General features: G+C 58.8%; 12 protein-coding genes and 1 riboswitch. Of the genes, 4 read left to right on the top strand and 8 right to left on the bottom strand.

The window, feature by feature from the left end; all coding sequences use genetic code 11:
- The first annotated feature begins 23 nt into the window (after nucleotides 1-23).
- The 3 genes from FBZ97_RS05330 (at nucleotide 24) to FBZ97_RS05320 (ending at nucleotide 1861) form a co-directional block, all read left to right on the top strand.
- Complete coding sequence (locus FBZ97_RS05330; RefSeq protein WP_145317029.1) at nucleotides 24-269, top strand: hypothetical protein; 246 nt, start codon at nucleotides 24-26, stop codon at nucleotides 267-269.
- Nucleotides 270-335: 66 nt separating this feature from the next.
- Nucleotides 336-539, top strand: a complete 204-nt coding sequence (locus FBZ97_RS05325; protein ID WP_145317027.1) for a DUF1127 domain-containing protein — start codon at nucleotides 336-338, stop codon at nucleotides 537-539.
- Nucleotides 540-841: 302 nt separating this feature from the next.
- Nucleotides 842-1861: a GlxA family transcriptional regulator gene (locus tag FBZ97_RS05320; protein ID WP_348627044.1), complete on the top strand. Its 1020-nt coding sequence runs from the start codon at nucleotides 842-844 to the stop codon at nucleotides 1859-1861.
- A 38-nt stretch (nucleotides 1862-1899) separates the two neighbouring features.
- Here the strand turns inward: FBZ97_RS05320 and FBZ97_RS05315 are convergent, their stop codons facing one another.
- From FBZ97_RS05315 to FBZ97_RS05280, 8 genes are all read right to left on the bottom strand, one after another.
- Nucleotides 1900-3231, bottom strand: a complete 1332-nt coding sequence (locus FBZ97_RS05315; protein ID WP_145317025.1) for a diguanylate cyclase — start codon at nucleotides 3229-3231, stop codon at nucleotides 1900-1902.
- Between the two features lie 175 nt (nucleotides 3232-3406).
- Nucleotides 3407-4246 carry a response regulator gene (locus FBZ97_RS05310; RefSeq protein WP_113354536.1) on the bottom strand — a complete coding sequence of 280 codons (840 nt, stop codon included), beginning with the start codon at nucleotides 4244-4246 and terminating at the stop codon, nucleotides 3407-3409.
- Nucleotides 4247-4575: 329 nt separating this feature from the next.
- The gene (locus FBZ97_RS05305) at nucleotides 4576-7167 is read right to left on the bottom strand and encodes a mechanosensitive ion channel family protein (protein WP_145317023.1); all 2592 of its coding nucleotides are present in this window, start codon (nucleotides 7165-7167) and stop codon (nucleotides 4576-4578) included.
- A gap of 283 nt (nucleotides 7168-7450) precedes the next feature.
- Nucleotides 7451-8467, bottom strand: a complete 1017-nt coding sequence (locus tag FBZ97_RS05300) for an iron ABC transporter permease (RefSeq protein WP_145317021.1) — start codon at nucleotides 8465-8467, stop codon at nucleotides 7451-7453.
- Nucleotides 8468-8530: 63 nt separating this feature from the next.
- Nucleotides 8531-9490, bottom strand: a complete 960-nt coding sequence (locus FBZ97_RS05295; RefSeq protein ID WP_145317019.1) for an ABC transporter substrate-binding protein — start codon at nucleotides 9488-9490, stop codon at nucleotides 8531-8533.
- 20 nt (nucleotides 9491-9510) lie between these two features.
- Nucleotides 9511-10290: an ABC transporter ATP-binding protein gene (locus FBZ97_RS05290; RefSeq protein ID WP_145317017.1), complete on the bottom strand. Its 780-nt coding sequence runs from the start codon at nucleotides 10288-10290 to the stop codon at nucleotides 9511-9513.
- A gap of 9 nt (nucleotides 10291-10299) precedes the next feature.
- Nucleotides 10300-10713, bottom strand: a complete 414-nt coding sequence (locus FBZ97_RS05285; RefSeq protein WP_145317016.1) for a DUF1636 domain-containing protein — start codon at nucleotides 10711-10713, stop codon at nucleotides 10300-10302.
- Nucleotides 10714-10820: 107 nt separating this feature from the next.
- Nucleotides 10821-11038: riboswitch (cobalamin riboswitch) on the bottom strand.
- 192 nt (nucleotides 11039-11230) lie between these two features.
- Complete coding sequence (locus tag FBZ97_RS05280; RefSeq protein WP_145317014.1) at nucleotides 11231-12646, bottom strand: FAD/NAD(P)-binding protein; 1416 nt, start codon at nucleotides 12644-12646, stop codon at nucleotides 11231-11233.
- Nucleotides 12647-12666: 20 nt separating this feature from the next.
- Here FBZ97_RS05280 and FBZ97_RS05275 point away from each other — a divergent pair, with 20 nt between their 5' ends.
- Nucleotides 12667-12984, top strand: a complete 318-nt coding sequence (locus tag FBZ97_RS05275; protein WP_145317012.1) for a hypothetical protein — start codon at nucleotides 12667-12669, stop codon at nucleotides 12982-12984.
- Nucleotides 12985-13101 lie beyond the last annotated feature (117 nt).

Here is a 13101-nt window from a genome sequence, read left to right as displayed (position 1 = left end):
GACAGCCTCGAAGGAGTAAAATCATGGCTGGCATGGCATTGGACGAGGCCTCTCGCCTTCTCTCTCTCATACGCCTCCGCAAAATTCAGCGGATGGCACAGCACACACTCGACGAGATTGCCACCCGCTTTCCCGCTCACCTGATCGATGACGTCAATGCGCGCGGCCTCCCGCCGGATCGTACGTTGTCCGTGCTGGAGCGCAAACCCGGCAAGCTGCGTTCGTTCAAGAATACTAATGGCAGCTATAAGATCTATTCGTTTGATTGATGGATCTGCCGAGCCCATATTAAACCCGTGACATTTTGAGCGGTTGACACTGAAAGGACCCTGAAAATGACGACCATCAGCTATAGACAAACCGGCGCACGGAACCCGTTTCCGTCAGGCGGAAGTTACATGCTTTTCTTTTCTCGCCTCGCTAATCGCTGGCAGCAGTGGCGCTCCCTTCGCGAGCTCGAATCTCTATCCGATGACATGCGCAAGGACTTAGGCTGGCCGGCCGCAAACGAAATCAAGAAGCCGAAAGCCACCCGATGATAATGAAAGAGCATAACAACTAAAGGCGACGCTTAACCCGAACGCGTCGCCTTTTGAACATTTGCACATCCAGATGCGAACTGCACTTTAATCTCGAGAATTACCCGCAAATATATTTTGCCCCTTGAGCATATCGCTCGGCTCCGCTTCGCTTCCCTCCTGCAGCTCCCCTATTTTTCATGGTAGACGCAAATATCCCTTTGCGGCCGCGATTATCCATGCCAATGTCGCTTATAGACCATCGGGCCGACGTATTTGACGCAAGGAATACGTAACGGCCCTGGAGCATGGATTTTCACGACATGAGCAAGACCCCGATCAAGACGCGTTCCCTGGTTTTCTTCCTTGTTCCGCATTTCACCATGCTGCCGTTTTCCGCTGCGATCGAGACGCTGCGGATTGCCAATCGCATGCTGGGCTATCCCGCTTACACATGGCGGCTCGCCTCGACGGACGGGCAGAAAGTCTATTCCTCCAGCGGCATCGGGCTGGAGGTCAATTCCTCCCTTACCGACGAGCGTCGCTATCTTGGCGGAGAGAACCGCCCGAACATGGTGCTGGTCTGTTCCGGCATCTATGTCGAGGAATTCCACAACAAGTCGGTCAATGCCTGGCTGCGCGAGACGTACAATCGCGGCGTCGCCGTCGGCAGCCTCTGTACGGGCGCCCATGTGCTTGCCCAGGCGGGCCTGTTGAACGGCAAGCGCTGCGCGATCCACTGGGAGAACCTGCCGGGCTTTTCGGAAACTTTCCCTCAGGCGGAAGTCTATGCAGATCTCTACGAGGTTGACAGCAATCTCTACACCTGCGCCGGCGGCACCGCCTCGCTCGACATGATGCTGAACCTCATCGGCCAGGATTTCGGCGAGAACCTCGTCAACCGCGTCTGCGAGCAGCAGCTGACCGATCGGGTGCGCAGCCCGCACGACCGGCAGCGCCTGCCGCTGCGTGCGCGTCTCGGCGTGCAGAACTCCAAGGTCCTATCGATCATCGAGCTGATGGAAAGCAACCTCGCCGAGCCGTTGTCGCTTCTGGAAATCGCCGACGATGCCGGCTTGTCGCGCCGCCAGATCGAGCGCCTGTTCCGCCAGGAAATGGGCCGCTCGCCGGCCCGCTACTATCTCGAGATCCGCCTGGATCGCGCCCGGCATCTGCTGGTGCAGTCCTCCATGCCGGTGGTAGAAGTGGCGGTCGCCTGCGGCTTCGTCTCCGCCTCGCACTTCTCCAAGTGTTATCGCGAACTCTACAATCGCTCGCCACAGCAGGAGCGCGCCGAGCGCAAGCTGACTATGTCGACGAACCGGACCGGCATCGTCGTCTGAGAGCGGTGGAAATCAAAGCAAGCGATCAGGCAGGCGGCCTACTGGGCCGCCTCTTGGGCCATCTTGAAATCGGAATAGACCTGGTTTCGGCCATTGTGCTTCGCCATATAGAGAAACTGGTCCGCGGCGTTGAGATAGTTGTCGAAAGACTCATAGCCGGCAATCTCCGCTACGCCGATGGAAACAGTCACCGAAAGCTCTTCGTCGTCGGCATGAACCTTCAGGCTGGCAAGGCTGAGGCGGACCTCGTCGCATAGCGCGGTCGCCGCGCGCGAGTTCATTTCCGCAAACAGAATGGCAAACTCTTCGCCCCCAAGGCGGGAGAGCAGATTGTCGGTGCCTTCCAGTAACCCGTGAAGCCTCCCGGCAACGGCCTTCAGCACCTGATCGCCGATCTCGTGACCATAGGTGTCGTTCAGATTCTTGAAGTGATCAATGTCGAGAATGGCGACGGAGCTTGGACGTTGGCGCCGCAGGCATTCATTGACCAGACGCGGACCATGATCATAGAAATAGCGCCTGTTATAGAGCCCGGTCAGATAATCGCTCGCCGCTGCCGCTCGCAATTGCTTCAGCTGCGACAGTGTCTCGACATTCAACGCGATACGGCATTGCAGCTCCTCCTGAACGAAGGGGCGGTAGATGAAATCGCTGGCGCCCGCCTTCAGGAATGTCGCAGACAGCAAACGATCGTTCGAAGACGAAATGCCGATGATCCGCATCCGATCTGAGCCATAGCGGTGGCGGATGCGGCGGGTCAGTTCATGACCGTTCATGTCGGGCATATTGTAGTCGGTGACGACGATTTCGATGTCGTCGAATGTCTCAAGCATTGCCAGGGCTTCGACACCCGTGCCGGCTTCGGCGACCTTGAATTGCTGAGCGTGCAGCAAATCCGTCAGCATCTTCCGTGCCGAAGGCACATCGTCGACAACCATAACGCGGACAGACCGATTGGCGATGGCGCGCCGGACGGAGGAGACGAGATTGTCGAGGGCGAACTCGCCATCCTTGAGCACATAGTCGACGACATTGCGCTCCATGATGCGATTGCGCGTCGCCATGTCAAAAGACGCCGTGAAGACGATGGTGGGAATGTCATGGGCAACGGCAACGTCCAGGGCTTCTCCATGGGCAGCATCCGGAAGGTTCAGGTCGATCACCGCCATTGTGAAGCTGCGATCCGCCTCTGCCAGCACCTCGTTCAGCACTTTCAATGAAGAGCAATGGATGACAGCAAGACCGAGTTCGGTTTCGAACCGATGCGACAGCACTGCGGAAAACATGCGCGAATCCTCAACCAGAAGTATTTTCTGGCTGCCATCGCGGTGACCGATGCCGCCGCCAATGTTTCCCGCATGCAGTACCATTTCCCGTCAATTCCTCCCACACCGCCAGGTGTATGAATAGTCAGTCAATTGCAGGTCTGCCAAACCGTGTTGCACGTATCCTGAACAGGATTCGTGAAAAATTTGGAACTGCTGATTGCGGAGATTTACATAAAAGTGATTTTTCCTCACTTTTCTTGGGATTATTTCAGCCGATTTATCCAGCCCGTATCTCCCTGGCGGGCGGCTGAGCCGACTGAATCTGCAACAGCGTGTCGAGATTCTGATTCACGCGGCAGTAGAACTCCTCATCGATGAATGGCCGCAAGATGAAATCATTGCCGCCCGCTTTGAGGAAACGAGCGGAAAGCAGCCGGTTGTTAGATGAGGAGACGCCGATAATGCGCAGCTCATGGGAGCCGGTGGTCGCGCGAATACGGCGCGTCAGCTCGAAGCCGTCCATGTCAGGCATATTATAGTCCGTGACCATAAGGCCGATATCCGGGCTGGCCTTGAGGATTTGGAGCGCCTTGGCACCATTCTCAGCAACGCTGACGCGGAAATTATAGCGCTTCAGCCGGCTGGAGAGCAAAGCGCGCGCCGTCGCGCTGTCATCGACGATGAGAACATGGTGACGGTGGTTTGTCAGAAAACGGCAGATCGATTCCGCCAGCATATCCACTGCAAAGACATTGTCCTTAAGAATGTAATCCACCACATCCTTGGCGATCAGCTCGTCGCGCGTGCCTTCGAGAAAAGTACCCGTGAAGGCGATCGTCGGAATGCTGAGATCAAGCAGGTAGGCCAGGGCTTCGCCCTTCTCGGCCCCTGGGAGATTCATATTGGAGATTGCCAGTTTGATCGGCTCCGACGACTTGTCGTAGGCAAGCTGAAGCTCTTCGAAATTGCGGCAAATCTCGACGTCGATGTCCAGAAGCTCCTTCAGCTTAGCCCGGACCATCGATGTAAAGAGATTGGAATCCTCGACGAGAAGAATGCGCGAGCCGGCAAGAGACGCACCGGAATATTGCATCCCCGAAACACCCAGAAATGGCATAATGAAAACCTGTTTTTGAAAATGATCCCCTCTGTATTTTTTTAGAACAAAGCCTTTGCGGATTTGTTAAGCCGACTGGTTTCCCGGAGGTGAAGAAAATTGCCCCATTCGCGGCTTTCCAGGCGTGCTATCGCCAGAATTCTCGCGGCAACGACATGCGCGAGATCCCAAACCAGACCGAAAGAAACAATCCGAAAGAGTGCGACACGCGCTCCCGTCGAGGAGCGCAAACTAGCAACCTCCGAGCGGAACCAGCGGGAACGATGACTGACATCATTCCCAGCCGCAACAACATGGCTCTGTTTCACCGGGCTCTGCCGGTAATGGGATCACTCCGCCGCGGTCCTGCCACGGCGCCGGCCTGTGCTCTTCGCTTCCGATACCTTGCCTTCGGCCGACAAAGCGGAATCTTCTTTTACGTCATCCTCAGCTTCAGGCCCGTCTGCAAAATCCGTCAAGGCATCGGCTGCGATATCCGACTGCCTGCCTCGTCTGCCCTCGCGAACGATATGCAACTCTTGATGCGGATAGGGAATGGAAATCCCCTCCTCCTTGAAGCGCTTCAGGATTTCGATGCGCAGATTGTTGCGGATCTCCATGCCGTCGGAGAGATCGGAAAGATAGAAACGCATCTCGAAATCGAGCGATGACGGACCAAAACGCAGGAACTCTACATGCGGCTCCGGATTCCTGAGCACCTTCGGAATCGAGCGTACCAGCTCCAGCAGGATATCCATCACCTTGCGCGGATCGGCATCATAGCTGACGGATACCGGGATTTCGGAGCGGGCGAGCCTGTTGCGGTGCGTCCAGTTGCCGACGGACGCATTGATAAGCTCGGAATTCGGCACGATGATCGATTGCTTGCGGAAGGTCTCGATCTCGGTCGCACGCACCGAGATGCGCTTGACGATGCCTTCCGATGTGCCCGAGACGATCCAATCGCCGACCTTGAACGGCCGCTCGACCAGCAGGATCAGGCCGGACACGAAGTTCGACACGATATTCTGCAGGCCGAAACCGATACCGACCGAGAGGGCACTGGCGACGAGGGCCAGGCTGGATAAATCGATGCCGGCAGCGGAAATGGCAAAGATCGCCGCCAACGCTATGCCCAGATAGCCGATGCCGGTTCTCACCGAGTTGCGGACACCCAGATCCACCTGCCCGCGCGCCATGACATTGCTGTCAAGCCAGCGCTGGAACCAGCGCGTGACCAGATAGCCGCCCGCAAACAGCAGGATGCCGACGAAAATGCCGAGCAGCGAGATGGACATGTTGCCGATCTTGATCTCGGTAAAGAGCCTATAGGCAAAGGTTTCCAGATCCTGAATGTGAAAGCCCCAGGAGAGCAGGATCAGCGGAATGCCGGTCAGCAGCGCGACGGCGTAGGTCGCAAGCCCAGCTGCAAGACCGGCCTGATCGAGCGCCACTTCACGCAGCTTCAGGCGATTTTCCAGAAAGCGTCCGATGATCGTTTCGGCAAAGACACCCTGCTTGGATACCGCTTTGCCGAGCTGAAAACCGAGATACATGGTCGCGATGACGGCGCTCGTCACGATCATCTGCGTTGCCATGAAGCGGGCCAACCCGACATAGCCGATGAACGAGGTGAAGATCACCAATATACCGAGAACGCGAAGAATGATGGCCATGCCATGCGGCCAATGGCGGCCTGGCGCATCCGGATTGCCGTTTTTGGCAAGCATCGGCGAGCCGAAGGAGGCTGCAATCAGAATGAGGCCGATCAGCAGTGCCGCCAGAAAGCTCTTGGCCACGGTAACGACGACCGGCGATCCCATGGACTCGCTGATGCGGTCGAAGACGTAATCCAGCCCGTTGACCACAGCCATGGCCTGCAGGCACCAGGTCAGCGAATGTGCCCCCTTGTTCGACAGCTTGACCAGCCGCCAATGGGGCCGGAAGGGCGCGAAGACAGCATTGCTCAGGCGACCGACAAAATAGACGAGTCCAATAAAAGCGAAAACCGCAGCCAGTATCGGTGCGATGTCAGGCCGCAGCACATTGAAATTCGAGAGGAAGAAGAAAGACGTAACGAGAAAGGCAGCCAGCGACAGCGTGCGGATCAAGGTCGACCAGAATGCGACGGAGAGCCGGCTGATATAGGGCGGATTCTCGACGGCCTCGTCCTGCACGTAATAGCGGCGGAATAGCCGATAACCACCGAAAAGAAAGATCAGAGCTGCGCCAATCGACAGGCAGACAGCGGCCAGGAATGAAGCAAGCTTTGCCTTAAGCACGAAGCCGATCCAGCTCGTCACGGCGGTACTGAACTTGACGCCCTCGTCGACCAGAGCCGCCCCCGCATCGTCGAATGTCGCCGTGGAAATCTCCGTCCGCTTGAATAGCGTCTCGGCAAACAGCCTTCGGCGCATCTCCATGAACTGCATCGCAAGCCGATTGGTCTCTGCGGTCAGATTGTCGGCATCGAGAATCGCGGCGCTGATCTGGGAGCGTTCGGCGTTGAGCCGGTCGCGCTCCTGCGTGACGATTGGAGCTTCAGGCGGCTGCCCTTCCTTGGGCGCAGCACCGAGTTGGGTCAGGCGTGCATCGATTTCGGCGGTACGGGGTTTCAGGCGTGCGGAAATAGCAGCTGTGGTGCGGTTGAGCTCGTCGACCTGGCCGGATAGCGCCACGAGCGTCTCGTCATCCGATGTTGCCTGTTTCGCCGCGTCCTGAAGCGACGCATAAGTCTTCTTCGCTTTGCCAAGATCGGTGACAGCTGCGTCGAGCAGCCCATTGGCAAGCTGCCCGGGCTGTTGGTCCGTTTGCTGCGACGCTTGGGCCGGCTGCTGATCCTGCGCAAGGGCAGCCCCCGCCAGCGGGATGATGGCGGTAAACACACCCAATCCCAGCAACAAAAGGGACAATAGAAAAAGACGAGATTTCAGCGGGCGCAAGCAGAGCTCCTCGTTGCACATGAAGTCGCAGGCAGTGGATGACCGAAATCGCCGCAAAAATGGAGACCTGAGTCGTCCTATAGTAGGATTGCGAATTCCATAGTCTTTACGCGTACGCCTTGTAAGACAAAGAAAGGCGACACGAAGGCATTCCATGCCGTTATCCCGTCCGGACTCTCCTTCAAAATCGGATATCGGCCGCTCTCATCTTGACGACGACCTGCCGCGCCGATCATCGCCCGCCCGGAAATAGGCCAGGAAAACACCTTGGCAATGGGTCGATCTATGCGCGCCCGCTCCGCAATATCAAGATGAAGGCGACGCCTCCAGCAAGCCCGGTGACCACGCCGATCGGCATGTCCTCCGGAGCCATCACCAGGCGCGCGATGACATCAGCCCAGATCAACGTCAGTGCGCCGAAAGCGGCGCTCAGCGGCACCACGCGCACATTGTCGCCGCCCACGATCAGCCGCACGAAATGCGGCACCATCAACCCGACGAAACCGATTGCGCCTGAAAAGGCGACCATCACGCCGGTCAGCAGCGCCGTGATGACGAAGAGTAGCAAGCGAAATCGTGCAACGGCAATGCCAAGCGTGACGGCCGTTTCATCGCCCATCGCAAGTGCATTGAGCTCCCTCGTCTTCGGAAGAAGTGAAACGAGGCAGAACAGCAGGATGCCGGCGGGATAGATAAGATGTTGCCATTGCGCCAGTCCTAACCCGCCCAGCATCCAGAAGACAACGGTGTTGGCGGCTCTCGGATCGCCCAGAAAGATCAGGAGGTTGCCAAGCGCCGTGAACACGAAGGCTACCGCCACGCCCGACAGGACGAGCCGATCGGCCGAATGCGAGCGCGTCAGCCGCGCCGTCAGCCCGACGGCCGCGGTTGCGAGCAAGGCGCCGGCAAAAGCGAACAACGGCACCGTCAACAGGCCGAGGATCAGCCCGGTATGCAATAGCGCCAGAATGGCGCCGAATGCCGCCCCGGAGGAGACGCCGAGGAGATGCGGGTCCGCCAATGGATTTCGCGTCAGCGCCTGCAGGACGGCGCCGGTGATGGCAAGCCCCGCCCCGACGAGCGCCGCCAGAACGACGCGCGGGAAACGGACGTCCCAGACGATGCTTTCCTGCCCGCTGGACCAGGTGACCGGAAAGGCACCAACATGCAGTCTGTTGCCGACAATCGACCAGACGGTGGAGAACGGAATGGATGCCGAACCGAGCGACACACCGGCGGTGATCGACAGAATGAAGCCTACGGCGAGCAAGGGGATGAGGATGGAGAGATTGAGGCGCATGCTTGAATCTTGAGGAAAGGATCCGCCCCATGATCGACTGGTGCGGATCGGCATTGCAGACGATTACATGGCGCTCGGGTGAAAGGCCTTGGCCAGCGTGGCGATGGCCTCGATGTTGCGCGGCCCCGGCGTCGCCTCCACATAGGGCAGCACGACGAAGCGGTCATTCTTCACGGCATCGATATTCCTGAAGGCCGGATTGCCCTTGAGAAAGGCGATCTTCTGGGCGGCGGTGACCTGGCCGTAATCGACGATGACGATCACGTCAGGGTTCTTCTCGATGACCGGCTCCCAGGACACTTCAGTCCAGCTCTTCTCGACGTCGTCCATCACATTGACGCCGCCGGCAGCCTCGATCAAGGCAGTCGGAATGCCGTAGCGCCCCGATGTGAACGGCTTTTCCTCACCGGAGTCATAGACGAAAACGCTGGTCGGCTTGGCGACATGACCGATCCTCGCCTGGACCTCGCCAAGCTGCTTGCGATAGCTGGCGACGAGCGCTTCCGCCCTGTCCTCGACGCGGAAGATCCTGCCGAGATTAAGGAGATCCACGAACATGTCGTCCATGGTCGGCTTGTTCTTCTGCATGACGAAGATGCAGGATTCGGTCAGCTCATAGACCTTGATGCCGAAGGGGGCGAGCGTTTCCGGAGTTACCTCGCCGCCGACCTTCATGCCATAATTCCAGCCGGCAAAGAAGAAATCCGCATTGGCGCCGAGCAGCACCTCTTTGCTCGGATATTTCGGCGACAGCTCCGGCAGTTCCTTCACGCCGTCACGCAGCTTCTCATCCAGCGTCTTCCAGCCGGAAATGCCGGTATAGCCGACCATGCGGTCCTGGAGCTTCAGCGCCAACATCATCTCGGTCAGGTTGACGTCGTTGGAAACGGCCCGCTCCGGCGCTTTGTCGAAGGTCACATCGCGATTGCAGCTGCGCACGGTGACAGGCTCGGCGAGCGTCGTGCCCGCAAACAGGCTTCCGATAAGCAAGGCCGCGGCAGACAGGGATATGCGAGAAAACATGAATAACTCCAATGATCGTATTATCGAAGGGAAAAGGAAAAGCGCTGCGGGCCGCCGTCGGTGCGATGCAGCCGCGTACCAACCCTGAAAGCGTTCGAGACATGCTCCACAGTCAGGACTTCGGCAGGTTCGCCGTGGCCCATAAGCCGCCCGCAATCCATGACGGCGATCTGCGTCGCAAAGTCAGCAGCGAGATTGATATCGTGCAGCGTCGTGATGATCGTCGGGCCGAGTCTCTTGAGTAGCTCAAGAATCTCGAGCTGATGGCGGATGTCGAGGTGATTGGTCGGCTCGTCGAGGATGATGAGTTCCGGCTCCTGTGCCAAGGCGCGGGCGATCAGCGTCCGTTGCTTCTCACCACCCGACAGCGACGCGAATTGCCGCTGTGCCAAAGACTCCAGTTCCAGACGGGCGAGCGCCTTGGTCGTGACCTCATGGTCGCGATCGCTCCAGCGTGCCATGCCCTTGCGGTGCGGGATGCGGCCCATCAACACCACGTCCCGCACGCTGAAGGGAAAATCACCTGGCGTCTCCTGCGGCACGACGGCGATGCGCTGCGCCGCCTCCCGCGGACCTATGGACCAAAGATCGATGCCGTCGAGACGCACCGAACCTCGCTGCGGCTTGAGGCCGCGATAGAGGCAGCGCAGCAAGGTCGACTTGCCGGCTCCATTCGGACCGATGATCGCAAGCCGGGCGCCGGCCTCGACTGATAGCGTGATGCTACTGATGATCGGCATTCCCTTCTGGGGACCCCAGCTGATGCCGTCGGCTTCCAGTCGTGCGCTTCGTTCGGACATGACCGGCTCCTATTGCAACACGACCAGCTGGCGTTCGGCTGATACGATGGCGGCGGGAATGCGCGCGAGGGTCTTGCCTGCCAGCGCTCTCGGGCGTTCGCTTTCGCGGGTCAGCCCATCGGGGCGATCCCGATAAAGCTTCGCGAAGGAGATGAGCGCACCGATATCGCTCGCATCCTCGATGTCACCGAAGAGGTACGTCGACTTTGCCGTGGCCTGGAAAGCGACCGTGCACGGCCGTTCGCAGCCCGCCATGCAGACGCTGCCCTCCAGGCTGAAATCATCTGCGAGTGCGGCGTCAGCCTGGGAGATCGCCATCTGCAGATGTTTCAGGAGTTCGAGGCCCGGCCGGCACGGTTTGCCGACATGACGGCAACTGGTGCACACGGTGATCCGGTGCGTCGCCTCTTTTGTATTATCCATGAGATGCCTCCCGGAGATTTCGCCGGAGGCACAGTCAAGATAGGGCCAGCGGGCGCAGCGGCGCCCTCGCCCAACCACTGATTTTCCATCGGAACACCCCGTCCGTTGCGGTTGATATCGTCGATGGCAGGTCTCCTGGCTCGCGGGTCACAACTCGTTCGCGCCTTCCCGGCTTGAAGCCAGTGGCATGTTGCGAACGCGCTCTCCGCTTACAGTTGCGGGGGCAGCCACGGTCTTGGCCCCTGATGGGTAATCCGCACCGTGTTCCCTTTTCAGCCGCCATCCGGATCGATCCGAAAGCAGCACCATCGGCGGTATTCATGTCATAGAAAGCGGATGCGGGCAACGGGGATGTCATATGCGCTTTCATCTGTCCTGGAGCTTCGGCCTGGGTAGGCAATCGTTACGTTATTACATAACAAATGACAAGCCATTATCTCCGCTCGAGGCCGCAACTGCGATATGCATATGCGGAAGCACTCAATCGCGATCCAGAATGAAAGAAACCGCAGGGCTGTCAGACCGCCTTGCACTGAGGATGAAAACGCTCCGCGACGCTCTCTGCCGCCGCATAGGCCTGCGTCACGATCTCAGGCACCAGATCGATGTCGGGGAGACTTCCAAGTCCCAGGGGACCAATCGCAAAAAGCCCGTCTGTCGTACGCCCGTTGACCTCAAGCGAGCCTGTCGCGTCCACGGCGAGACCGAGGCCAAGCTCGTCCGGCACCGCGAGACCGGCATCGATGAGGCTACGCAGCAAGGGTGCATTCAGATCCGGCGCCTGGCACCGACAATCGATTACGTCGTCGGCATAGAGCTGGTCGGTCTCCTGCCGGCCAGCCGGCTTCAAAACCAGCCCGGTCGGCGTGCGGCGGATAAAATGACCGCGCCGCAGCAGCGTATTGCCCTCGGCAAGCTCCTGATTGAGGCGTACATGCAGCGCCTCGGGAAGCCGATTGCGATGGCTGTCATAAAGCGCCCGCAAATGGCGGTTGAATTGCTGCTTCTGCCCCGCCGGCAGAGATCGCCAAAGCGAGCGCGCATGCTTGCGCAAGCCGTTCATGACGGATTGCCAGCTCTGGCCGTTCGCCTCCGCCTCGACGCAAGCCTTGCGGACGAAGCGGACGATCTCGCTGAGTTTGCCGGGCATCTCGTCGGCAGGGAAAACCGGATCGGCATTGTTGCGCGTGTGGCTCTGCGGCAGAAAGCCTCGCCGCGAAACGATGGTGATCTGTCCCGTATAGCCGTTCTCACGCATCTGCAGCAGCCGATCGACGACGCGCAGGCCGCTTCCGAGCAGGATCGTATGCGGTCGCGACACGAGACGGCGCGCCCGTACCGTCGTCGGCACAGTCACGAGATCGCTGGCCTGGAATTCGTGATCGCTAATGCCATAGCCTGTCGCCAGCACCACCATGTCGAAAGGCGCATTGGCGGCGCCATCGCTTTCCACTACGAAACGGCCGCCACGAACACGCCGGAGGCCGAAGACCGTCTCGCTGCTGACCTGCACCGCCACATCCCGCCGTGACGAGAAGGCTTCCGAAAAGCGCTGATAGACGTAGTCGCTGAAAATGCTCTTCGGTACGAAGATCTGCAAAAAACCGGGTATGGCGGCGGGGACGGCGCTGCGGAAAGGCGCATTACCGCAAAGCCATTGATTGAAGTCGTCGGGATCTCCCGCGGAAACGGAAAGATCGCGAACACGGCTGTTGAGAATTTCACTGCTATGTCCGGAGGCGAGCGCCTGTCCGCCGCTGACGGTGGAATTAGGATCGAAAAGCTGCAGATGGAAGGGAAAGCGAACCGTCTTCATCAGGGCGATCGCCATCATCATGCCGGAAAAACCGCGCCCGATCACGGCAATGCGAGGCATCGCATAAGGCCGCGCTGTCGCGTTCGTCCTGGCGGAAAAGAATCCCTGAACCGTCATATCAACTCCTGGGGCGAGAGGTGGTCGATCATGCCTTTCTTGGGCTTGCTGACTTCACAGGTCCGGAAACACAGAGCCGATATCCGGGCCTCGGCAACCTTGGGACTGCGGCCGACAGAACGCACGAAAGCCGCTTCCGTTCTCAATACGCGTCGCGCTTCTTCAATCAGGACCCTTCCAAAATGAAAGATGCGACAGACAGGTCCAACTCTGATCCAACACCAGATGCCTGCAATCAGCCGCCATATGATTACTTCGTCAAAAGCCATCAGGCAGCAGGATTATTGCCATTGTCTACTTATTTAGTCGTATATGAAAGCGCGAAAACGCTCCGCTAGCAAGTGCTTTCTTGTCCGGGCGGAATAGGGTCGACGAAGCTGCGGTACAGAAAACGGCGGGCGACCGGACACCTCCTTCGTATCCGGCACCTGCGTCGATCGGCAAAAAGGGAAAGC

This window comes from Rhizobium sp. ERR 942 (assembly GCF_007828395.1).
Taxonomy (GTDB): Bacteria; Pseudomonadota; Alphaproteobacteria; order Rhizobiales; family Rhizobiaceae; genus Rhizobium; species Rhizobium dioscoreae.
This window is presented reverse-complemented; position numbering and strand designations above follow the sequence as displayed.

What these genes read in the sequence shown, in the direction of transcription:
- FBZ97_RS05300 (WP_145317021.1), bottom strand. Translation starts at nt 8,467, where the DNA reads ATGCGCCTCAATCTCTCCATCCTCATCCCCTTGCTCGCCGTAGGCTTC.
- FBZ97_RS05310 (WP_113354536.1), bottom strand. Translation starts at nt 4,246, where the DNA reads ATGCCATTTCTGGGTGTTTCGGGGATGCAATATTCCGGTGCGTCTCTT.
- FBZ97_RS05330 (WP_145317029.1), top strand. Translation starts at nt 24, where the DNA reads ATGGCTGGCATGGCATTGGACGAGGCCTCTCGCCTTCTCTCTCTCATA.
- FBZ97_RS05280 (WP_145317014.1), bottom strand. Translation starts at nt 12,646, where the DNA reads ATGACGGTTCAGGGATTCTTTTCCGCCAGGACGAACGCGACAGCGCGG.
- FBZ97_RS05320 (WP_348627044.1), top strand. Translation starts at nt 842, where the DNA reads ATGAGCAAGACCCCGATCAAGACGCGTTCCCTGGTTTTCTTCCTTGTT.
- FBZ97_RS05295 (WP_145317019.1), bottom strand. Translation starts at nt 9,490, where the DNA reads ATGTTTTCTCGCATATCCCTGTCTGCCGCGGCCTTGCTTATCGGAAGC.
- FBZ97_RS05315 (WP_145317025.1), bottom strand. Translation starts at nt 3,231, where the DNA reads ATGGTACTGCATGCGGGAAACATTGGCGGCGGCATCGGTCACCGCGAT.
- FBZ97_RS05325 (WP_145317027.1), top strand. Translation starts at nt 336, where the DNA reads ATGACGACCATCAGCTATAGACAAACCGGCGCACGGAACCCGTTTCCG.
- FBZ97_RS05285 (WP_145317016.1), bottom strand. Translation starts at nt 10,713, where the DNA reads ATGGATAATACAAAAGAGGCGACGCACCGGATCACCGTGTGCACCAGT.
- FBZ97_RS05290 (WP_145317017.1), bottom strand. Translation starts at nt 10,290, where the DNA reads ATGTCCGAACGAAGCGCACGACTGGAAGCCGACGGCATCAGCTGGGGT.